Origin of the sequence: Paenibacillus sp. PsM32 (genome assembly GCF_030433815.1) — a bacterium.
Taxonomy (GTDB): Bacteria; Bacillota; Bacilli; order Paenibacillales; family Paenibacillaceae; genus Saccharibacillus; species Saccharibacillus kyungheensis.
Window position 1 is genome coordinate 1,083,350 of record NZ_JARUWY010000001.1, and the last position, 22,348, is coordinate 1,105,697.

Genomic DNA, 22,348 nt, shown 5'->3' on the forward strand with positions numbered 1-22,348 from the left:
TATATTTAAGACCAGTAAGTATCAAAAAACTGAAAAGCCATAGATTCACTCAAATATTTTTCTAAATTATCTTCTATATCTATTAAAAGACATTCTTCATTGCCACCCATTCTTACACCTCTTAGACCTCTACCAATCATTTGACTATAAAGTACAATAGACTGAGTAGGTCTTGTAATAAATACACATTTTATATTAGTAGAATCAAATCCAGTTGTAAGGACTTCATAATTAATAATAATATTTAAGCTATTATTTCTATCCTTAAATTTATTAATCAAATCAAGCCTAACAGATGAATCCATTTCACCAAATATAAAAGCATTCTCGATACCCTTTATATTTAATATAGAAGATAACAGCCTACCATGTTCTACAGAACATGCAAAAATAATAGTTGGAATATTGTCAAAGTGTAAAGTTTCTATTTTATTAACTATTGCTGTATTTCTTCTTTTATTTAAAGCAATAGTTTCTAAAAATTTTTTTGAAAAATCAATATAGCCATTTGCTTCTATTTTAATTTTAATAATTTGTATTTCTTCTTCAGAAAAATCTCCTTGGTATTCTAACTTTTCTCTTTTAAGAGTTGCTAATATTTTTTGCTGTTGGAAATATTTAATAATATCTTTCTCAGTAGATATATTCTCCATTTCATGAACAGAGTATTTTAATTGCTGAATTAATTTAGTATCAATAGATATAATTCTATTTTCATAAAATTTTACAAGTTCAAAATTTTCTTTTTCTTCCATTGTTCTTCCAGGAGTAGCAGTTAATCCAATAAGTGCTCTGCTTCTATAAGTCTCTTTTTGTTGCATAAGTTCATTTATAAATTTTCTAGTTTCATCTGCGACTGATTTATGTGCCTCATCTACAATAACTAAAGAACAATTCTCACAGATTTTTTGAAATATATCAGGATTAGTTTTCATAAGAGAGATCATCTTTTGATACCCTGCAATAATAATACCTTTATACGAAGAATATTCATCAAATGGAGTATTGTTTCCCCAGAGTTTATATAAATTAATTTCTCCTGAACCTATATGTTTCCAAGTAGTATTAAAAGTTTCATATGCTTGTTGTAACAATTCATTAGTATGTGCTAACCAAATAATTAACCCTTCTTTTTTCAAGTCGAAAACAAAATAATTAATTAAGGTATGCATGGCAGTTTTAGTCTTACCTGTTCCAGTAGGCATTTGAACTAATAATCGAGGTATTACGATATCAGAGTTAATAACATTAAGAATTCTTTGTTTTATAATAAATTGGTAATCTAATAATTCATAAAAAGGATCGGAAGCAATTAATTTTTCGATAGATTCTTCTTGATATCCGTTCTTATTCAAGAAGTTTGGATCTACATTTAGCTGAATCATCAAGTTTTTTGAAATTTTATTATTTCCCCAACTTTTGGTACATAAAATATTTATTAATTCGGGAATAGATTTTAATTGATAGTTTTTATCTATTGATCTAAATGTTTCAATTTTTTTTTCATTTAATTTTTGAAGTACTGATTTGCGAACTTTTTTATCTTTTAAAATATTAAACCCATGAATTTGTAAAATCATTTTAATTAACATTGATTTGGAAATAGCTAACTCATTAACAGGCATCCATTCAATTAATAAATCAACCAAATTCATACCTAAAATTTCTTTTAACTGATAATAAGAAAAATCTTGCAAAATCGAAGGTAATTCACCGAATTTTTCCAAAAAATCTATCTCCCTTTAGTTAATTAAATATAACTCCCAGAAACTAATACATATATTAACATAAAAAGAAATACTATACCAGGACTTTAATACTACAAATAAACCATTAGAACTATAAAATAATAAATTTCATTAAAAAAAGCCCAAAATTAATTTGGGCTTCAAAATTATAGTTATGAAAATGAACATACACAAGGTATATCCGCATCTTCAGTGAAGAGATACTTCTCAATTCCATCAGTTTCTAACTTTTCTCTAAATTCTTTAAGTGTAAAGGGACCTGCATTTTTTTTGAGTATAGATACATCTCTTTGGAAAGATGCTCTAAAGCGTTCTTCCATTTCTTCTTGTTCTTGATAACGTTCAGGCCAAATGGCATATAAGATAGCATAATGCTGAAATCCTCCTCTTACACATCTGCCTGCACAGTTTGCATGAGAGAAACCTTTAATCTTATTCTTAACAAGAATTTTAGCATTTTCATTACCTGATTCTGCTAATTCTTCAGCAATAGTGTACATACGAGGAAGTTTGATACCCCACTCATCTTGGATAATACCTTTAGCATCTAGATCTTCTCTAAACAAATCAATTAGAGGAAATCTTGTTTCAATCGGTTCTAATGGAAAATGGCTATAAAATTCTTTTAGATTGTCTGCTCGATGACTTTCATGAGGGCCAATACCAAAGTATAAAATCGGCTCTATGTTTTGATCAATTCTTAATTCTTCTTCTAAAAAAATAATTGTTTGTCTAACTTTCAATTCTTCTGAACATTTAGCTAAACGTGCATTTCCTAAAAATCTTGTCTCATGAAAAACTTCTTCTGGTGTTCTTCCATCTACACGTTGTGTTAATTCAATACCAATATGATCTGCTACTTCCTGCATAAATCTATAATTGTCTTCATCTTCCCATAAAGTATTTGTGAAAAATAAAATACAATTTTCTTTTCCATAAGTTTGAACCATATGGTTCGCTACATAGGCACTTCCTGCTCCGCCACTAAACATAGCTACATGAACTTTTCTAGGTTCTATATGTTCACTCATTATACTTATCCCACCTCATTAACAAACTTATCAAACAATTTATACATTAAATATTCTAATTCTTGACGAGAAATATTTTTCCCAGAAGAATTTATCATTCTTTCTACATTATCATACACAACTTTAGATTTCACAGATAATTCAACTTTATTAATAAATTTCGTATGATCGCCAACTTTTATAATAATACCATCATTTTTTTGATCTAGATCATTATAAGTTTCCTCTAACTTTTGGTGATCTTGCTGAAGCTGAGTAATTAGTAGATTGTAAGTAATATCTGACCAATCTTCTAACTTAGCTCCCACATACTCTTTGATAAAATTATTAATCCAGTCCTCACCTAAATTATTCTTAACAACATAATTCAAACTTCTCACTAATTTATTTTGGTTACTTGACTCACTGTAATTGGACAACCAATTCTCTATATCAATTATTTTTTGAAGCTGAAGAAGCTCAAATATATCTTTCTGAATTTGTTCTTTTACCATTCCAATATAACTTTCTCCATATGCTTTAAAAGATATTATTTGTTCAAAATTATTTTGGTACTTCTCAAAAATCAAATACATGCTTTCTTGAGGATTAATTTCAGATCGTTTAATACAATCTCTAAACCATTTAAAATCCTCAGCAATATTATTAGAAACTTGAGTAAGTCTAGGTAATCCTCTAACCCATTTCATTAATGTTCCTGCTGTAAATAAGGTTCTAGATTGACCTCTTAATCTATCTTCTAAATATTCAGAAAAGCTCACTTCAATTTTCCCGAAAAACTCAATAAGATCATTATCTATTCTATCGTATTTATAATCGTATTTATCCGCACCGATTTCATTAATAATAGTAAATAACTTATCACCACTTAGTCCAGGAACAAACATTTCATTACTAAACAGCATGAATTCATTCCAACGATCTCTTAACAATGCAACTAATAATACAGGAACAATAGGCTTTCTTATTCCAAATTCATTAGATGTAAATAAATCGATAATATCTTGTAAGCTTCCAGAAGTTTGAGTATCTAATAATTCAATTAATCTATTCCGTAATATAGAATATGGTTCATATTCTATATTTTCATAATTTAAATTATTAATATTTAGATCTAATCTTCCATTATTTTTAAATATAGAAGCATACATTGAGTATTCAGGTCCATTTCCTTCAATCCCAAATTGAGATTGATATGGGTTTTTCAGCATTAGATTAATTAATTTAATTGCGGCGTTCTTTTGCTGTCCTGATACTATAGCTCTATTAAAAGAATCATTTAATATAACTGGAGTGTATCTAAATCTATCATCGCATTCCGTAGATAACCATTCACTAAGTGAAACTTCACTTGCAAATTTGGTTTTTTGTGCGTTAATGTACCAAATTGATTCTTCAGAAAATTTGTTTATTTCATTTAAATAATCGGATATTAAAAAATTAGATTCATTAATCAAAATTCTTATTTCTTCTATAAGTCCTTTATCTTCTGATATCAAATTTTTGTCCTTACTTAATTGATCCAAGAAATATACATCTTTTACATATTCATCAATGACTTTATAAGGATCAGAATGAATAAATACAATATTTTTGTGATCTTCGCTAATTTTCAATGCTTTACTTTCAATATCAGCTATTGAAGATTCTTTATCTTGCAAAACATAATAAATTATAAAATCAGAATTTTTATTTCTTAAACTCATATTTTCTTCAAGAAAGTGGTTTGCCTCAACGATTTCAATTGCAGCAAATCTTGTCATTCCTTTTTCATCATTATATCTTTGAGGAAGATAATATTTTTTCTTTAGATTTTTATATAATATATTAAATTTTGATTGTTGATTTACAATTCCTATTTGTTTTTCTTTTTGTAATCGCTCTTCTAAGTCTACAAAACTACCGGAGAAAACTTCCCAGTAATTATTAACTCTATTGAACCTTAGTATTTTATGTTCAACGAGAATCTTCATCATATCTTCAATTTCATAATAATGTGTATTTAAAGCAAATGCCAAAAAATCATTACTTAAAGCTTGTTCACTTTGAAGATTACATATATTCCATAAAGAAATAAACTTAGTAATATGAATAGCTAAATCTTTACTTTCTAATTCACTTGGAATTCTAGCAATTGCTTTTTTAAAAAATATAAATTGTTCTGAAGTATCTCCACTTCGAATATCATTGAAGTCTGTAAAGAAATAATCAAACAATTGATGAGGTAAATAATAGCTATTGGATTTTGTAATATGATTAATAAGTCCGCCACTATCTTGGCTCTCTAAGAATGTAAATAATGTTCTCTCATTTTGCCCAAAAACACTTGTTAATTGTGGGAGCATAAATAGAGAAATCGGATGAAGTGGATACATTCCTTGAGTAATTAATTCGTCTCTTTCAGTCTGATTTAGACTTGGAAATAAAGTATACTTTTTAAGTTCTTTTTGAGTATGTTCAAATGTACTTTCACTTATTGCAGTTCTCTTTTCAATATTCTCAGATACAATGATTTCAGCAATTCTTAAAAAAGTAGCTTGATCACTTTTGACAAAATATTGTTTGAATCTTTTTTCAATTCTTTGAAATTCACTAGCTATTTCTTCACTAAAATTATTAAAATACTGACGTAATCCTTTATGCGTAATCAATAAAATGTGTAAAGATTCAGAACGATTTGTTAATTCAGCAAGATCTTGAATATCTTGCATTGTTTCATTAAATTTACTAGAAGTTAAAGATTGTAAAAATCGAGCAAATTCATCATATACAATAAATACTCCAAAATTATTTTGTTGTAAAATTCCACTTAAAAACTCTAACTGTGACATAAAACTATAATCATAATTAATATCAAAATTAGCACCTGATGTTAATTTAGGATACAAATCAGAAAAATATCTAATTTCTTGTTCATTTTGCTTTGAAATTTGACTAAGCCACTTTTTAACGTCTTTATTATCTGAATTTAGTTTTGTACAAAAAAGATTATAAGTTTCAGGAAAGTCATTCTCCCATACAGTTATAGTGTCTATAATTTTGGATGTTATACCAGGCAGTGTAATATTTATACCCTGATCTTCTAATGATTTTATTATGCCTGAAAGAATAGATTGTCTAAATCTTCCTTCATTTCCATTTAATAATACAGGTAAGCACTGGCGATTTATCTTACTAAGATTTTTAAAATTTTCTGCCGTTCCTTCATCAACCTTATCAAACTTTAGAGAAATTGATTGAATTTCTTCCTCGCTTACTAAACCTGCCACTATGCTTCCCATAATATTGGCAAGTAATGATTTTCCTGTACCATAAGGACCAATTATAATATGTGCTTTATTAGAATCTTTATTTATAAATCCTTCACTTATACCTTTAAAGGCTTCAGCATGAGAAGGTGTAGCAATATACCTTTTAATAAACTCATTATTACCAATATCAAATTTTATATTTACACTTGTCTTAAAACTCATAATTATACTCTTACCTCCATACCATGCTCCTCTTGTAAAAATTGTATTGCAGAAATAGATGGAACATTTATATAATCTAAATTATTTGTTCTAACATATGTGATTGGATAAATTTCATGATTTGTCAATCTGTTTAATGCCTCTATAATCTTATTTCGAGATAAATTATAAGTCTTACCCCACATATTTTTTTTATTTATAATTTCATCAATACTTAATAAACGAATATCTTCCTTATTACAGTAATCAAGTAACGTATAATATAATGCTTCAACTGAAATATCATTTATAGCAGGTGAAGTTTTATTTATTTTCTCACGTTCACTAGCAGAAGGTTCAATATTTAATAATTTCAGGCGATAAAAAGGACAAAATGTAACATCTTCAGGATCATCTTCATTAGCTTTTTTAGAGTAAAATTGAATAAGACAATCGATATCTCTTTTTAATGATTTATCTGATATCTCTTTTGTCTCTCTCTGAGATACCCATACTTTAAAAGAATTAAGAAGATCATCTTTTTTAAAACTAGTCTCTTTATATACATTAAAAAACCAATCAAATACTGTAGATTGATCATCTGAATTAGTAACAAGATTATAATGCAAAATGGATATAGTACTGTTATACTGTAATACTCTATCGTGATTAAAAATAACTTCGCCTAATTCGGTTAACTTATGGCATTTTTGTCCATCTTGTAATATTTCTTCTATCACTTTAAAAGCAACAAGCCAATATTTTAAAGCTTCTACCATATTTTTCCCTAATCCTATTTTTTCAAATGAATCTTCTATATAAAAGAATCTTTTATTATGTTTTACTGCTCTAAGACCCTTACTAAGCCATTTATCTCTCAGATAAAAACTTTGATGTCTTGCATATGCCATAACAATTACTTCCTTTCAGGTTCCGTCTATTCCTGGTCACTACCTTCCAGGAATGATTATACACCAATTTGAATTCGAAATATACTAATTTATAGGAACGTATATTCTTTTATCATAGAATTGTATTTCCCCTCCTTATAAAATTAAAAAATTCTTATTAAATTCGTAGGTTATAGACAACAAAATAATATCACATTCTATGTTTGTAGGCTATAGCCTATAGAAAATCAATTCATACAAGTTACTATGTATTTAAAAGTATTAAGGGGTTAAAAATATTGAATGATGAAATCAACTCTACTCAAATTCTAGGTGCAATAATTAAAAGAAAAAGAACTCAAATGAATATGAGTCAAGAAACCTTGGCTTTAAATGCTAAGATCGATAGATCTTATTTAAGTGAAGTAGAAAGAGGATTAAAACATCCCACTTTTCCTAAAGTGTTGGCAATATGCGAAGGATTAGAGATGAAAATTTCAGAACTCGTCTTTTTATTCGAAGAAGATTATTACAAAATAAAATAGAAATTATTTTTATTACATAAAAATAAACTTATACACATCATGTGCATAAGTTTATTTGCTTTATCTGAGTTATATTTTTGAAGATTATTGCACTTTAAAATAACATTTATAATAATATATGATTATCCCAATTTTTATAAATAATGTATTAATTATAGTTATTTATCTTTCTCACACTTCTACTTTTTCTCCACAATCTAAACCCAGCCATCATACTACTCAATCCAAGAGCAATTAATAAAGTCCATACATTTAAATAGATAGTATTCGTATGCTCTGCGCTAACTTGTTGCATAGCATCAAGAGACCTTAACATATGACGTACCCATACTATTTCTGCCACAATGGATATACTATTAATGATTGCCGATATGATCAATAATCTCACAGCATTTTTTAATGTCCAATCGATTGTTCGCAAATAAAATAAATATATATGTATACACAAATAGAGTCCTAATAGTATAAAAGGTGGCCAAAATAAATAAGCGACATTCCCATTACCGTTGTTGCGACTCGGAGAAGTAGTCATTTCAGCTATGCCATTAAGCCAGAATAGTTCAACAATGAATAAAACAGAAATTACTATGTACTCTTTCGTCATACTTTTCAAATGAACATCCATTTTTTTAATATAAATAACACAATAAGAGCAACGATTAGAAATATAAAAGATAGGAAAACTGCTAGTGCAAGTGGTCAGGAACAATACTTAGATTTTTATACGAATGAACCTATTTTATCTATGGTTACTTTTCAATTAAAATAATAAATAAAAAGAAAGTGATCTCTTTATGGGATCACTTTCTTTTTGGATTTATTTCAACTCTACGCGATTCTCTCTACGACTCACCATATAAATCGAAAACACCCCCATCATTGGCGCTAATGTACCTACATTTATCGTCCAATCGCGATACATGATTTTCTGTATCATACTCGCTGTAAAGATAACTACACAAAAGATCACCGACAAGAACATAAGCGTGTGTGCAGGGTGCTTGGAACGTTTATAGATCATACGAATAATTCCCCATATAGCTAATCCGTACACCATCACATTAAAGAGTATGACTAATACCAAACCAGATACATCTGACATCATATAACCTCCTTACTGCATATTCTATGTATTTCTTATGGACCTACACTTATCTTTTTACTTATTTTACTATAAAATGAAATAAAGTATAAAAGCAACCATGTAAGGAGGGTCATTATGGCGTGGGGAGCAATTTTGCCGTTTGTGTTGTTTGTGGTAATGCTAGGATTATTCGGGCTGTTTGTGTATGGATTTGTTGTCTTTATTTCTTATCTGAAACGAAAACAATAACAATAACTTTATGCCTACCTGTCTATACCACTTACCTACTCTACAACTACGTACTACTACTTTAAAAAAGCTTACTTCTTGCTCTTTGACCAGAGAAACGAAGCAGGCTTTTTGTTAATCCCTTTCTACTCTTTTAAGCGTAAAATAACTAAAACACATATATCCAATGCTCATATCTATAGAAAAACAAAAAAAATCACCGAAAAGCATCGTTATTTATTTTTGGATCGGTATACCTATATTTCAAATTTTCGACACTTTTAACAGACTATAATTGGTTGATTTCACTTAAACAGCACTTTCATCCAGTACCTACAACATGATAAAATAGATAGAACGACATCAAGCAAATCGTTCGCCATTATATAGAAGAAACCCAATAGCGTGACCCTCAATTTGTTGTATTCATTGCATGCTTGTACTATACTTTAACTCCCCAGCTATCGCACTTTTTCCATTCTGTTGACGTACTATGGTGAGGACCTTCTGGATCACAGCAAGATTTGATATAGATGTTAGGATATATAGCTTCATAACTTATTGTTAAGTAACTTATTAATTGATATTAAGGTGAGATGATAAATGACAATTGAATTACTAGATCGTTTACGCAAAGATACTGCTGTATACCACGAACAGATTGAAGGAAACTTTTATGCTAAAGGTATTATGGCGAAAACGCTCACTTTGGATGAATACCGTACGTATCTTGCCAAGTTCTATGGCTTTTTACAACCGTTAGAACAACAAGCTGTAGAGCATATGAATGCGCTAGAATCTGATTCTGGGTTTGATATGAATGTACGTGCTAAATCGCCGTTGTTGGAACAAGATTTGATTCACTTAGGTATGACAACAGAAGAGATTCAACAATTGCCATTATGTACAGACTTGCCGGATATTTCGACACCTGCACACATGTATGGAGCTTTCTATGTTATTGAAGGGTCTACTCTGGGTGGACAAATTATTACCAAGCAATTAATGAAGTTTTTGCCGGTTGATCCTGAAGGGGGTCTGCATTACTTTAACGCTTATGGTGCAGAGACTCGTGAACAATGGTCGGCTTTCCGCGATCTATTGCTACAAGCTGGTGTAACAGAAGAAAATAAAGAACAAATCATATATACCGCCAAAGAAACATTCAGATTACTTGATCTATGGTTAAGTACCGATCCGAACTAGCACAGTAATGACATCATGATATACAGGAGGCTAACCAACTAATGTCAGTTTCAAAAAACAATGAATATGATTTGCTCAATCGTACGCTTTTAACAGAAGGTAAATTTACCACTCAGGAACCGATCGATCTGACCAATTGCGATAAAGAACCGATTCATATTCCCGGGCAAATTCAACCTCATGGCGTATTGTTAGCCATAACCAAAGATAATGAGCATACGATTGTACAAGCTAGTCGTAATACGATGACTTTATTTGGTATTGAAGCCGAAGAATTGCTAGGTCAGCCACTAGCTTCACTGATCGGTGAAGAACAACTTCTCTCCTTACTTCAATATGATCTTAGTACAGAATCTACTTCTGATCTCCAATATACGCGTCTTATGATTAATCTACAGGATACAAGCACTGAATTTTTTGTGATTTTGCATGAAAGTGAAGGACTGATTATTTTAGAGTTCGAACTGGATGCGATTGATGAATCTACTGTTGTGAATGATTTTGAATGGATTCGTGCCTTTTTCGGACGGGTGAAACAGACCAAAAACCGATTTGAAGCGAGTCAGGTGGCAGCAGAACAGATCAAAGAAATGCTCGGTTATGATCGTGTGATGATCTATGAATTCGATGAGAACTGGAATGGAAAAGTTATTGCTGAAGCGAAAGAGACAGCGCTTGAACCTTTTCTAGGGCATAACTATCCTGCTTCTGATATTCCGAAGCAAGCTCGTGAATTGTATCTGCGTAACTGGTTACGTACGATTGTCGATGTCCATTATACACCGGTAGAAATTATTCCAACTGTACAACCGGTAACAGGCAAGCCACTTAATCTAAGTCTATCGATTCTACGCAGTGTATCGCCTCTTCATATTGAATATTTGCATAATATGGGTGTGGGCGCTACGGTTACGATTTCACTGATTCATGATAATCAGCTATGGGGACTGATTACGTGTCATCATTATTCACCTAAATATATTCCGCATCGTGTACGTAATTTGTGTAATTTTCTAGGTTCGTTCTTCTCTAGTGAATTGTACCAACGTCAGCAGATCGATGATTATGAATCTGAACTAGCTATGCGTCGTCAGGCTTCACGAATAGCGGATGTTTTTATCGGAAATACAAGCTTTGTGCGCGTTATTGAACAACTGCAAGAAGAAGAAACAACGTTGCTTAACCTTATGAGCGCTTCGGGAGCGGCTATTAGTTATCAGGATAAATTATTGTTATACGGACAGACACCTACGGCTGGACAAATTCGTGAATTAGCGGGTTGGTTAGGTAGCAAAGCCAAAAATCATGTCTATGCAAATTCTCGTCTAAGTCTGGACTATGAACCTGCCAAAGCTTACAAAGAAAAAGCATCTGGAGCGCTCTATCTTGCTCTTTCTCCAGGGCAACAAAATTATATTATCTGGTTCCGTCCTGAAGTACTTCAGATAGTAGATTGGGCAGGAGATCCAGTCAAAGCTGTTATTCAAGACGATGATGGTATGCGCCTTTCTCCGCGTAAATCATTTGAGAAATGGAGACAGGTTGTGCAATCTACTTCATTTTCTTGGAAAGCCAAAGAAATTAATATCTTGCCTGAACTCAAAACGATTGTGCATCGGCAAACCGAAAATCAATTGCAACAAGTAGAAGAATTAGCGCTACAAAATGCTCGTATTTTACGGCAAAATGAACAGCGTTATTTGCAATTGATGGAATTGTCTCCTGTCGCTTTTATGACGATTACAAACGGGCAAATTATTTATTCTAATAGTGAAGCAGCCGAATTGTTTGGCGCCAAAACTACACAGGCGTTAATCGGCAAAGAGTTTGCACAATATATCGGTAAGCAGTCTCAAGATGATATGCAAAAAAGTCTGGATGAATTGCAGGAAAATGTTGTTCAATTGATCTCGACCAACGGATTCTTTATCGATGTCGATCAGAATATGATGCAATTGGAAGTCACATTAACTTCGATTACGTATGGTGGTAAACCATCCGTTATGATGATTGCTCGTCTAGTGGCTTCTAATATTGAGCAGGCTGAAGCGTATTCTACCATGTCTGATCAATTGCACAGCTATCTAGCTACTGATCCATTAACAGATATTCCTAACCGACCTGCTTTTGAAAAATCGCTAGAGTTGAACTGGGATACTGCGCTTGCAGAGCAACAATATCTGACTGTATTTTTAATCGATCTGGATGATCTACGAGCTTATAATGCAATTCATGGTCTCAATGGTGGCGATCTGTGTCTACAATGGGTAGCCGATGTATTAGCTATGATAGGTAGTATCCATGATGCTACCATTGCTCGCTTTAGTGGTGGTGCTTTTACAATGATGTTATTAGGATCAGATCAGGTACACGCCAAAAGTCTTGCACAAGAAATCAGCCAGAGTGTGCTCGCTCTACAAATTCCAAGAGACACTTCGAATTCCGGTGAATTTATGACTGTTACAATCGGTGGTGTATCTGTTGTTCCTACTTCTTCTATGCGTCCTTCTGACATGATCGATCAGGCTGAACGATCGTTGATGAGAGCCAAAAATGAAGGAAAAAATCAAATTTTCTGCTGTGATGGTGAATAATCATCTAGCTTAATTACAAAACCCCTTTAGATCTATCCTTGATTCAGTAGGATAGATCACAAAGGGGTTTTTGATATGCAAATTTTGCTGTTATCACAAAGAATGTTGCTTTTGATGAATCGAATATTTACTATCGTCTTGCTCGATCTCACGATATCTTTTTTCATTTTCTGTCCATGAATAGATACCTGCTATAACTCCCAAAGTAACCACAATAATAAGGCTTGCGATTAGTGTCGTAGGGGTCAATAGCAGTACCCATTCGCTCCATACTAATCCATAGCTAAATAGTTGAAATAAAATCACCATGCCTATTAATAAAAGTGCCGCGCGCGCACTTTGCCAGATCATATGAAAAGCAAATCCTCGCTGACGAGCTATATTCCACTTCTGATAAATTTTTTTCTCGTATCGCTTGTAAGCTACTTCTCTATATATTCCTAGCCCCATTAAGCATAGCAACCCTGTATAGTACCAGATAGGATAATAGATATTGGTGAACAAAGGTACTAATAATAACACCAGACTCGTCATCATCGTTCCTATCAATTGTATCTTTCGTTCCCGGTTCATATGTAGGCTCCTTTCTGCTGTATCTTACTTCTGTACGTGCTCTACTCTATTCTATCATTGCTAGTTTGGTGATATCCAATCTATATGTTATTAACGACTTATTGATTATGTTCGCAGTATCATATCGTACATTTCATTGCTTGTATCCTTTGTTTGCAGACGTTATTATACAAAGTGGAAAAGCGTTTCGTCTGTTGAGAAACAGTGTATTAATACAGATTGAAAGGCTTGATCCAAACCATATACATAGACAAGATTAGGGGGCTATCTCGAAGTGGCTGAACAACCAGAAAAAGAAAGTTTGATGTCTTTAGTGAAAAAAGGAAATACCTCTTCGGCTGTAGCGATGATCGGTAATGCTGTGCTGGCGATTTGTAAAGGCGGTGCCTTTTTGGTTAGTGGAAGTGGCGCAATGTTCGCTTCCGCGATGCACTCACTTGCCGATGCGGTCAATCAAGGATTCGTATTTGTAGGTAGTGTATTGTCTGAGAAAAAGCCTACACCTCGCTTCCCTACAGGCTTCGGACGGGTGATTAATATCTTCTGTATGATAGCCGTTATTGTAGTTACGATTATGGCATATGAGACGATTCACGAGGGAATTCACTTGTTGCAACATCCAGTCGCTCATACTGGTGGCGTATGGATCAATATTGCGGTATTGGTACTTAATATTTTGATCGATGGAGCGATTCTGATCAAAGCGATGAAAGAAATTTTGAAAGAAGCTCGCGCACCACAAGCGAAAGGCTTTGCACTGATGCCAGCGGCTTTTAAAAATGTAGGACGTGCGGCTCCACCTACACGCCTTGTCTTTTATGAAGATATTGTAGCAGTACTTGGCGCTCTGTTTGCTCTAATTTCTGTTGTTGTTATTGCTCTAACTAACTTTGCACTTCTTGATGGTATGGTGACTACATTGATCGGTCTATTGATGATCGCAGTTGCTTTCCGCGTCGGATATGACAATATGATCGGGCTGATCGGTGTTGCAGCGCCCAAAGATATCGAAGACAAAGTATCACAGATGATTCTTGCTGATGAACAAGTCGCTGATATTCAGATGATGCGTATTATTCAAGAAGGACGTTATTATCATGTAGAAGGTCTGATTGAACTGCACAAAGGACTTACACTTGCCGATGCTGATGATATCAAGTTGCGTGTTCAACAGCAGTTGATGACTAATCCCGATATTGCTGATGCTTCGATCTCTATTATAGAAGATGATGGTATTCATAGCTGGGGTAACAAGCAAGCCGATGTATTAAAATAAAAAGGTAAGATAGAACCTCTAGTGAACTGTTGAGTGAACAGCGAACTAGAGGTTTTTGGCTTGTTCTGCAAAATGCTTTTCAATTAATGAAATAAACATCGTAGCGGCGGCGCTCATATACCGATCTGTCCGATATAGCAGTTCGATACTTCGTACAGGCGTATGATTTACAATCGGAATCGCGGTCAGTTCATCATCTGACAGAGCCGCAAGTAACGCATGAGGATGAATACTGAATCCGATACCTGCTTTGACCAGTTGTAGCTGAGACGCGGCTGATCCGTTATCCATCATCGTCTGTACTTTCCACCCTTTCGACTGAAAACAATCGTCAAGTAATTTGCGACCGACAAAACCTACAGGATACAAAATTAAAGGTAACTGCAACAGTTCTTCTAATTCGATCTCTACACGTTGAGCCAGTGCATGATTTGCAGGCACAAACAAACTATAACTTTCAGTACCCAAAGGAATCTGTACTAACCTTTGATCCGGTAAAGCAGCCAATCCGATCCCAATATCTACTTTATCTTCAAATACCATATCTTGAATTTCAATTGTAGGTATAATCTCTAAGCGCACATTAGGAAGTAATTGATGAAATGCGATCCAAATCGATCCCATCCGATAATCCAGATCAGACGGCAATACGGCGATTCGTAATGTGCCACGTTGATTAATCTGTAATTCAGCAATCGACATTTTTGCATTTTGTAGATCACGTAACATCTGTGTGCTGTATTGTTGAAGTAATTTGCCTGCTTCTGTAATTCTTATTTTTTTGCCAATCCGATCAAATAAAGGCGTATTCAATTCGTCTTCTAACACTTTGATCTGTTGACTTAATGTCGGTTGAGAGATGCCTAGTCGATCAGCAGCTTTGGTAAAATGTAATTCTTCACATACGGTTATAAAATATTGCAGTTGGCGTAATTCCATCGTCAACCTCCTGAATGGTTCTAATTAAATCATAGCCTTGTACTATCATAATAATAGAAACAATAGTATGGTACAATCGTTATTCTTTTCTTATACTATATCTAATTCTTCATATTTAATATAGATAAGGAGCTTTCCAATGCGTATACGATATTTAACGATTCTTTTATTATTAGCGGCTCTTAACTTGCGCCCTGCGATTACATCGATCTCTCCTTTACTGGAAAATATACGAGCTGATCTTCATATTCAAGGTGTAACTGCCAGTCTTTTAGTAACTTTGCCTGTTTTATGTATGGGATTATTCGCTCCACTTGCTCTATCATGGAGCAAGCGATGGGGATTGGAAAAAGTGATTACTTTTTCCTTATTATTGATAGGACTTGCTACTCTGTTACGTCTGATGGCTGATTCGACTGTGATCTTAATGAGTAGTGCTTTACTCGCAGGGATTGGAATCGGATTAATCGGCCCTTTACTATCTGGATTTATTAAGCAGTATTTCCCTAATCCAGCGGCTATGGTCAGTGTTTATTCGGTATCGCTTGTTATCGGAGCAGCATTAGCAGCAGGTCTAGCAGTGCCTTTACAACAAGTATTACGCGGTTCTTGGCAATACTCTTTATCGTTCTGGGCGATCTTAGCGATTGTCGCAGGATTGAGCTGGTTGCGATTAGCTCGCGTTCCTCAATCTAAAACAATTACAGCTTCGGTGTCTTTACCTTTACGTCAGAAAAAAGCTTGGCTGTTAACGATTTTCTTCGGCTTAATGGCAGCGATATTCTATTCATTGACTACATGGTTATCTCCTATGATGGCACATGCAGGATACAGTAAAATTCAAGCCGGTTATATGATGACTTTATTTACAATTATTCAGATTCCGATCAGTTTTTTAATTCCAATTGGAGTGAGTACATTCGGTAAACGTGCGTGGTGGTTAGTCGGATGTAGTGTTATGGAAATCATCGGACTATTGGCATTACACTTGCCTGTATCTCCCTGGTTAGCGATAGCGATTCTTGGTATTGGTGCAGGTGGATTATTCCCTTTAGCTCTTATGCTACCGATTCAAGAAGCTCATAATGCAGGTGAAGCGAATGCGTGGTCTGCGATGACACAAAGCGGTGGTTATACACTGGGCGCAATCGGCCCATTGATTGTAGGGTTATTATTTGATCACTCTGGAAGCTTTATCACTGCACAATGGGGTCTGGGTATAATGATTGTACTGATGATTATTGTGCAATGTTGTATCGGTAACGGAGCCAAAGATGTAATGAAGCACAAGCCTGTAGTTGCAACTGCCAACAAAAGTGCTTGATAGTGCTTGATTCATAGTAAATGCTATTCTCTTCAGACAAATTTTTTATATCGCATGATTTCGGATAGATATTTCCAATCAAGATGCAGTATCCTATTCAGTTAGATTTTAGGTGATTTTAAGCTATACGATATATCTTGTTCATGGTCGGCTACTATACTGAATATACTATTTAGTCAGTCCTATAGTCACAATTGTGAATGGAGGTTCTACCTATGTTACCTATATTATGGATGATCTTGAGTCTACTATTTGTTATCACAGCGATTTATTTTACAAAGCAACAGGTATTGCAAGGGCGGTATGCTGTCTTATGGCTATCTACCAGTAGTTTTATATTAGGTATAGCATTGCTCAACTTATATCAGACCCCTATTCACTTGCTGTAACATCATTGCCTGGCATCATTATTTGTATAGTAAAAAGGCTTCCTTATCATCATTGCTGATGGTAGGAAGCCTTTTTTTGATGACTATTTTAATATTCTTACAAACAATCACTTTTATCCTCTGTAGAAACTACCTACGATTTTCAAATGCTTGGAGCGCATAATTCGAAAAGGATAAATATAACCATGATTGCCAAGTTTCAACGGACGGGGCCATACATTGATTCCAGATGTAAATAAATACGCTTGATAAATAAATTTCGAACAGTAACTCCGTTCAACCTGATCCAAATTCGTATTCAGACGATACGCTTGGACTTGTTGATAATGCTCTTGTGCCCATAATGCTGCGGCTTGCCCCGCTTGTGGTGATTGTGGACGAAATACGATAAATCGATCTTGATCATAAAATCGCTTGATATACCATTCGACTGAATCTGAAAATACAGGGCCATACGGGTGCACATGATATACTTTGCCGTCTTCCCCTAATATGCCCATATGCCCTGCATAGTACGTAGATTCTGAACTAGGTGTATACAGAATATCGCCTGCTTGCAAAGGCAATTGCCGAATTTGGGATACTGGAAGATCGGCTTGCTGTTGACGGGTAGCTGTCCATTTGCGAGGTTGTTCTACTACTACACGATGTATCGCTCCTACAACAGCAAGATAGATTTCTGCCCAATTTATTTTTTGAAACCATGATTTGGAGGCTGTATTTATTTTATTAAGCTGTAATTTGGCATGTAGATTAATCAAGAGATTCCCACCTTTATTTCAAAGTTACAATGATGACTATCTATCCTATATACGTATCATGTAGCATTTGGTATCACATCATTCTATTATGCAAATAATTAAATCTACTATATGCTTGAAACAACACCAAAGTACAATTTGAACAGCAAAGGATGTTGATGATGAACATTATTGATTTGCATTGTGATGTTTTGTATAAATTTGGGGAAGCCAAAGGAAAATTAAATTTTGCTGATTCGCCTGAACTGGATACTAATCTTGAGCGTCTAATTGAAGGGCAAGTCAAAGTACAAGGATTCGCTGTCTTTGTAGATCCTGAACTTAGAGATCCTGAGAAATTCCAATCCTGCCTTGATCAGATTCATTATTTTTATACCGAAGTGTTGGAAAAAAATCCACAGATGGTGCATATTACGCAATGGTCGCAGATAGAACAATTGCAAGATGATCAGATTGGTGCTTTTCTAACTTTAGAAGGAGTCGATCCGATCGGAAACGATCTGCACAAAATGAATCTGTTGTATCGATTGGGTGTTCTTTCGGTAGGGTTAACATGGAATTATGCTAATCTGGCGGCAGACGGTGCACTGGAGAAGCGGGGAGCGGGACTGACTGCATTTGGTAGAGAATTGATTCAGCTCAATAATAAATATAAGATTTTATCCGATGTCAGTCATTTGTGTGAACGTGCTTTCTGGGATGTGATCGAGATTGCCGATTATCCGATAGCCAGTCATTCCAACGCTAGCCAGATATTTGAGAATCCTCGTAATCTGAAAAACGATCAAGCCAGTGCCTTATTTGCCAAACAGGCTATGATTCATGTCGTCTATTGTCCATATTTTATAAGTGAGCAGGAGATTGTAACGATCCCTGAACTGATCCACCATATCGATCATTTCTGTTCATTAGGTGGAGAAAAGTTGATTGGACTCGGATCAGACTTTGATGGAATCATGTATCATATTCAAGGCTTAGAACATGCCGGGCAAAGCCAGAATCTAATTAATGAGCTGTTGAAGCATTATAGCGAAGAGCAAGTCAAAGGATTTGCTTATCAAAATTTTATGAATTATGTACCGCGATAAAGAGGCTGATCTAAGCCTCTTTTCTTTATGTAGAATATGATATTGATCAAAAATGAACCTTTGGCGAGCATCCAACCAATCTATAGTATAAATAACATCAAGGAGGTGCACACAAAGATGTCTGAGGAAGAATTACAAAGCTGTCTGCAACAAGTTCAACAAGGAGATAAAGAAGCGTTTACCAGAATGTATAGTCAGTATAAAGATCATATTTACCGCATGGTTACTTTTCTAGTCAATGATCGCAATGATACAAATGATGTGGTCAGTGAGGTGTATATTGCTCTATTTCGTTCTTTAGCTAATTATGATGTGCAAAAACCATTTACGGCATGGCTAAATGGATTGATTGTTTTCCAAACGCGTAACTGGAATCGTACCCTATGGCGTAAATTTCGCTTACAGACCAAAACCAAGGATGAAGCTGTACATAGTAAAAATCTAGCAGATAGTGCAGATATAACCTTACTTCAACATGAAGAGCAACATGAAGTACTTCAGATTGTACAGAAACTGCCGTTTAAGCTCAAAAGTGTCGTTTTACTAAGGTATTATCAAGAGTATTCATTTCAGCAAATCGCAGATGTGTTAGAAATACCACTTGGCACAGCGAAGTCACGTCATCACAAAGCCATCCAGCAATTACGAAAGTATGTCGATGTCTTGCCCCTGTCCCACTCCCCTTTGCTCAGAAAGGAGAATTAATATGAGTAAATTACCGATGTCTGAAGCTGAATACACACAACAATTAAAAAAAGATATTCAAAAACAAAGTTTATTGATCTCTTCTCCACCACAGCTAGATCATCGTATTGAACAGCTCTATGATGATTATGCACAATCTTTGAATAAATCTAACGATCCATTTTCTAAGAATATGACTCCAAAATTTAATACCAATAAGAACAAGAATAAGAAATTTAATTTTTTCAAACGTCACAAATGGCTTTCAGCTATAGCAACTATACTTTGTATCCTTGTTTTAAGTAGTGGTGTCTATGCTTCTAATATGGTGTATTCCATTACTACAGGACATACCTTGCTTAGTTATACAACAGATACTAAATATGATGTAACTTTAGAAGAAGGTAAAGAAATAATGAGTATTATTAACCAAGTTCGGGCAAAGCTTGCTCCTGGAGAAGCAGCATATGTGTATAGCACTAAAGTAACTCCACTTGAATATGGTCCTGTAATTAAAGTGAAGCAACCTCATCGTTATGACACGTTAACAGAATGGAAAAAAAAGATTGGAGCTGTTATTCATCAAGTAGCTGTACCACATGAATTGCCTCAAGGATATACTTTTTCTTACGGAACAGATGACTATACGTATGAGGGTGCTTATGAGAATGATAAACATCGCCAAATTAAAATGATCAAAGGTTTACTTGCCAATAAAGTTGAAAATCCGACCGCTGATTACGCATGGATGATTGATGATCGACCAATTGTAAAAAGATACAAAACACCGATGTTATATTACAATCATCAGCAAGCTAATTCTAATTATGAGATCAGATTAAATTACTCTATTGTCGCAACTAATACAACTGGAAATAATAAAATTGATATAGTAGATCCTAGTGATACCAGTCAATCTACTATTTCGTCAAGCAAAGGAAATATGATATATAGTAAAATACAACGTACTCCTACCATAGGAGAGAATAAAGAGTTTGAAGAATTTTCTCAGTATTTGACCTGGAGTGAATATAATGAAAAAACTCATCAATCTATAATGTATACACTAAGTTCGAACACACCACAGATCACTAAAGAAGAATTAGTTCAAATGGCAGAAAGTATCAAATAATAAAACAAAAACTCACCAGATTGCTATTATCGCAATGGTGAGTTTTTTGTCTTTATAGTTGTTTCTTATATGTTAGCTCATGTGATATCAAAAGTACTGATATTGCTCTAAAATACTGTATTAATCTTCAAACGAATACTTGAGTCCCCATTGTCCGCGGATTTGATCGAGTAGACGCATAATATCTAGAGATTCTTCCAGTGAGATAACTTCACTTTCCAGTTCTCCTGCTTGGATCAAACGACCGACTTCTTCGGCTTCAAAAGCATATCCTTCACTTGGACGATCATCTTCGAATTTCTCGACTTCTTCATTGTTAACATATAAAGAAGCCTCGCGGCTGAACAGAAATTGTGGAATACGAATATAACCTTCTGTTCCGTGAATATAGGCTTCATTCGGTAAGTCTACACGAATCGCACCATTCAATGTCGCTGAACGTCCACCTTCATAAGCAAGCAAGATCGAGAACTGTTCATCGACTCCTGTCTCGCCAATACTTGCAGTACTGTATACTTTCTCAGGCTTCGCTCCAAAGATCATCGAAGCAAACGATACCGGATAGATACCTGCATCTAGCAATGCGCCTCCGCCCAATTCTGGATTCAGCAGACGGTGTTCCGGGTCCCAGCCCATACGGAAACCAAATTCAGCTTTGACCAGACGTACTTCGCCGATCTTGCCATCTCTAATCCATTCACGTACACGACGAATCGGTGGTAAAAAGCGTGTCCACATCGCTTCCATCAAGAACAATTTTTTCTCGCGGGCTACAGCGATCATTTCTTCTAATTCAGCCGCATTCATCGTAAATGGTTTTTCGCACAATACATGCTTGCCTGCATTCAAAGCATCGATAACATTAATCTTATGTAAAGGATGCGGAGTACCTACATAGATCACATCTACGTCAGGATCTTGCAACAATTTGTCATAGCTATCATAAGCTTTGGGAATATTATATTTACCTGCAAATTCATCAGCACTTTCCTGATTACGTGAACCCACAGCATAAGCGATACCGTTAGATGTGTGTCCTAGATCAGCGACAAATTTGTTAGAGATCATTCCTGTACCGATAATTCCCCATTTCAACTTACCTTCGTTCGATGTAGACATATAACAATTCCTCCTATCAGTTGATGTTGCCTTTTGCAGTAGTTCGTTATTCTAATACTTCCCCAATAATAGGTTATATTAAGCGTACAAGTTCAGATTTGCGAAGTATAGCAGTATTCTGACCTTTTATAACAGATATTTGTTGTAACATGAATTACTCGCTTAATAGAACATTCGAAATTGGATATAGATGGATATTACAAAGAAAAAGGTGAAAAAACAGAACTATTCTGCTTTTTCACCTGTGAAGATATCGTCTATTGACTTGATTGATTATGATCAAGA

The 22,348-nt window shown here is 34.3% G+C and carries 19 protein-coding genes; 9 read left to right on the forward strand and 10 right to left on the reverse strand.

Features of this window, described 5'->3' with window-relative positions:
- Positions 1-5: 5 nt before the first annotated feature.
- From QCD85_RS04845 to QCD85_RS04860, 4 genes are all read right to left on the reverse strand, one after another.
- The gene (locus tag QCD85_RS04845) at positions 6-1,727 is read right to left on the reverse strand and encodes a DEAD/DEAH box helicase (protein ID WP_301261795.1); all 1,722 of its coding nucleotides are present in this window, start codon (positions 1,725-1,727) and stop codon (positions 6-8) included.
- A 173-nt stretch (positions 1,728-1,900) separates the two neighbouring features.
- On the reverse strand, positions 1,901-2,779 hold the full coding sequence (locus tag QCD85_RS04850) for a hypothetical protein (protein WP_301261796.1): 879 nt from the start codon (positions 2,777-2,779) through the stop codon (positions 1,901-1,903).
- A gap of 5 nt (positions 2,780-2,784) precedes the next feature.
- Complete coding sequence (locus tag QCD85_RS04855; protein WP_301261797.1) at positions 2,785-6,252, reverse strand: hypothetical protein; 3,468 nt, start codon at positions 6,250-6,252, stop codon at positions 2,785-2,787.
- 2 nt (positions 6,253-6,254) lie between these two features.
- Positions 6,255-7,142 carry a DUF4007 family protein gene (locus tag QCD85_RS04860; protein WP_301261798.1) on the reverse strand — a complete coding sequence of 296 codons (888 nt, stop codon included), beginning with the start codon at positions 7,140-7,142 and terminating at the stop codon, positions 6,255-6,257.
- Between the two features lie 278 nt (positions 7,143-7,420).
- On the opposite strand from QCD85_RS04860, the gene QCD85_RS04865 reads away from it, so the two are divergent.
- On the forward strand, positions 7,421-7,666 hold the full coding sequence (locus QCD85_RS04865) for a helix-turn-helix domain-containing protein (protein ID WP_301261799.1): 246 nt from the start codon (positions 7,421-7,423) through the stop codon (positions 7,664-7,666).
- A 148-nt stretch (positions 7,667-7,814) separates the two neighbouring features.
- On the opposite strand, the gene QCD85_RS04870 is transcribed toward QCD85_RS04865, so the two are convergent.
- Positions 7,815-8,279, reverse strand: coding sequence for a hypothetical protein (locus tag QCD85_RS04870; protein WP_301261800.1), 465 nt, complete (start codon positions 8,277-8,279; stop codon positions 7,815-7,817).
- A gap of 204 nt (positions 8,280-8,483) precedes the next feature.
- On the reverse strand, positions 8,484-8,768 hold the full coding sequence (locus QCD85_RS04875; protein WP_301261801.1) for a hypothetical protein: 285 nt from the start codon (positions 8,766-8,768) through the stop codon (positions 8,484-8,486).
- Between the two features lie 813 nt (positions 8,769-9,581).
- Between QCD85_RS04875 and QCD85_RS04880 the strand changes: the two genes are divergently transcribed.
- Together QCD85_RS04880 and QCD85_RS04885 are read left to right on the forward strand one after the other, a co-directional pair.
- Positions 9,582-10,184 carry a biliverdin-producing heme oxygenase gene (locus QCD85_RS04880; RefSeq protein ID WP_301261802.1) on the forward strand — a complete coding sequence of 201 codons (603 nt, stop codon included), beginning with the start codon at positions 9,582-9,584 and terminating at the stop codon, positions 10,182-10,184.
- A gap of 41 nt (positions 10,185-10,225) precedes the next feature.
- Positions 10,226-12,778 (forward strand): diguanylate cyclase domain-containing protein, encoded by a 2,553-nt coding sequence (locus QCD85_RS04885; protein WP_301261803.1) that lies wholly within the window; start codon positions 10,226-10,228, stop codon positions 12,776-12,778.
- Between the two features lie 93 nt (positions 12,779-12,871).
- Here QCD85_RS04885 and QCD85_RS04890 read toward each other — a convergent pair whose 3' ends face one another.
- A complete protein-coding gene (locus QCD85_RS04890) occupies positions 12,872-13,351 on the reverse strand; it encodes a hypothetical protein (RefSeq protein ID WP_301261804.1) in 480 nt (159 codons plus the stop codon).
- Between the two features lie 274 nt (positions 13,352-13,625).
- On the opposite strand from QCD85_RS04890, the gene QCD85_RS04895 reads away from it, so the two are divergent.
- Positions 13,626-14,627 carry a cation diffusion facilitator family transporter gene (locus tag QCD85_RS04895; protein WP_301261805.1) on the forward strand — a complete coding sequence of 334 codons (1,002 nt, stop codon included), beginning with the start codon at positions 13,626-13,628 and terminating at the stop codon, positions 14,625-14,627.
- A gap of 45 nt (positions 14,628-14,672) precedes the next feature.
- Here the strand turns inward: QCD85_RS04895 and QCD85_RS04900 are convergent, their stop codons facing one another.
- Positions 14,673-15,566, reverse strand: a complete 894-nt coding sequence (locus QCD85_RS04900) for a LysR family transcriptional regulator (protein ID WP_301261806.1) — start codon at positions 15,564-15,566, stop codon at positions 14,673-14,675.
- A gap of 139 nt (positions 15,567-15,705) precedes the next feature.
- Between QCD85_RS04900 and QCD85_RS04905 the strand changes: the two genes are divergently transcribed.
- Positions 15,706-16,890: an MFS transporter gene (locus QCD85_RS04905; RefSeq protein WP_301261807.1), complete on the forward strand. Its 1,185-nt coding sequence runs from the start codon at positions 15,706-15,708 to the stop codon at positions 16,888-16,890.
- A gap of 215 nt (positions 16,891-17,105) precedes the next feature.
- A complete protein-coding gene (locus QCD85_RS04910) occupies positions 17,106-17,279 on the forward strand; it encodes a hypothetical protein (RefSeq protein WP_301261808.1) in 174 nt (57 codons plus the stop codon).
- 113 nt (positions 17,280-17,392) lie between these two features.
- On the opposite strand, the gene QCD85_RS04915 is transcribed toward QCD85_RS04910, so the two are convergent.
- Positions 17,393-18,040 (reverse strand): hypothetical protein, encoded by a 648-nt coding sequence (locus QCD85_RS04915; protein ID WP_273615025.1) that lies wholly within the window; start codon positions 18,038-18,040, stop codon positions 17,393-17,395.
- A 161-nt stretch (positions 18,041-18,201) separates the two neighbouring features.
- Between QCD85_RS04915 and QCD85_RS04920 the strand changes: the two genes are divergently transcribed.
- From QCD85_RS04920 to QCD85_RS04930, 3 genes are all read left to right on the forward strand, one after another.
- Positions 18,202-19,128 (forward strand): dipeptidase, encoded by a 927-nt coding sequence (locus QCD85_RS04920; RefSeq protein WP_301261809.1) that lies wholly within the window; start codon positions 18,202-18,204, stop codon positions 19,126-19,128.
- A gap of 117 nt (positions 19,129-19,245) precedes the next feature.
- Complete coding sequence (locus tag QCD85_RS04925; protein WP_301261810.1) at positions 19,246-19,833, forward strand: sigma-70 family RNA polymerase sigma factor; 588 nt, start codon at positions 19,246-19,248, stop codon at positions 19,831-19,833.
- 1 nt (position 19,834) lies between these two features.
- Positions 19,835-20,944, forward strand: a complete 1,110-nt coding sequence (locus QCD85_RS04930) for a hypothetical protein (protein WP_301261811.1) — start codon at positions 19,835-19,837, stop codon at positions 20,942-20,944.
- Between the two features lie 120 nt (positions 20,945-21,064).
- On the opposite strand, the gene QCD85_RS04935 is transcribed toward QCD85_RS04930, so the two are convergent.
- Positions 21,065-22,063, reverse strand: a complete 999-nt coding sequence (locus QCD85_RS04935; protein ID WP_301261812.1) for a Gfo/Idh/MocA family protein — start codon at positions 22,061-22,063, stop codon at positions 21,065-21,067.
- Between the last annotated feature and the right edge of the window lie 285 nt (positions 22,064-22,348).

Bases quoted from the DNA above. Each gene is read 5' to 3' on its own strand.
- QCD85_RS04850 (WP_301261796.1), bottom strand. From the start codon at position 2,779: ATGAGTGAACATATAGAACCTAGAAAAGTTCATGTAGCTATGTTTAGT.
- QCD85_RS04855 (WP_301261797.1), bottom strand. From the start codon at position 6,252: ATGAGTTTTAAGACAAGTGTAAATATAAAATTTGATATTGGTAATAAT.
- QCD85_RS04860 (WP_301261798.1), bottom strand. From the start codon at position 7,142: ATGGCATATGCAAGACATCAAAGTTTTTATCTGAGAGATAAATGGCTT.
- QCD85_RS04875 (WP_301261801.1), bottom strand. From the start codon at position 8,768: ATGTCAGATGTATCTGGTTTGGTATTAGTCATACTCTTTAATGTGATG.
- QCD85_RS04880 (WP_301261802.1), top strand. From the start codon at position 9,582: ATGACAATTGAATTACTAGATCGTTTACGCAAAGATACTGCTGTATAC.
- QCD85_RS04885 (WP_301261803.1), top strand. From the start codon at position 10,226: ATGTCAGTTTCAAAAAACAATGAATATGATTTGCTCAATCGTACGCTT.
- QCD85_RS04890 (WP_301261804.1), bottom strand. From the start codon at position 13,351: ATGAACCGGGAACGAAAGATACAATTGATAGGAACGATGATGACGAGT.
- QCD85_RS04900 (WP_301261806.1), bottom strand. From the start codon at position 15,566: ATGGAATTACGCCAACTGCAATATTTTATAACCGTATGTGAAGAATTA.
- QCD85_RS04905 (WP_301261807.1), top strand. From the start codon at position 15,706: ATGCGTATACGATATTTAACGATTCTTTTATTATTAGCGGCTCTTAAC.
- QCD85_RS04910 (WP_301261808.1), top strand. From the start codon at position 17,106: ATGTTACCTATATTATGGATGATCTTGAGTCTACTATTTGTTATCACA.
- QCD85_RS04920 (WP_301261809.1), top strand. From the start codon at position 18,202: ATGAACATTATTGATTTGCATTGTGATGTTTTGTATAAATTTGGGGAA.
- QCD85_RS04925 (WP_301261810.1), top strand. From the start codon at position 19,246: ATGTCTGAGGAAGAATTACAAAGCTGTCTGCAACAAGTTCAACAAGGA.
- QCD85_RS04930 (WP_301261811.1), top strand. From the start codon at position 19,835: ATGAGTAAATTACCGATGTCTGAAGCTGAATACACACAACAATTAAAA.
- QCD85_RS04935 (WP_301261812.1), bottom strand. From the start codon at position 22,063: ATGTCTACATCGAACGAAGGTAAGTTGAAATGGGGAATTATCGGTACA.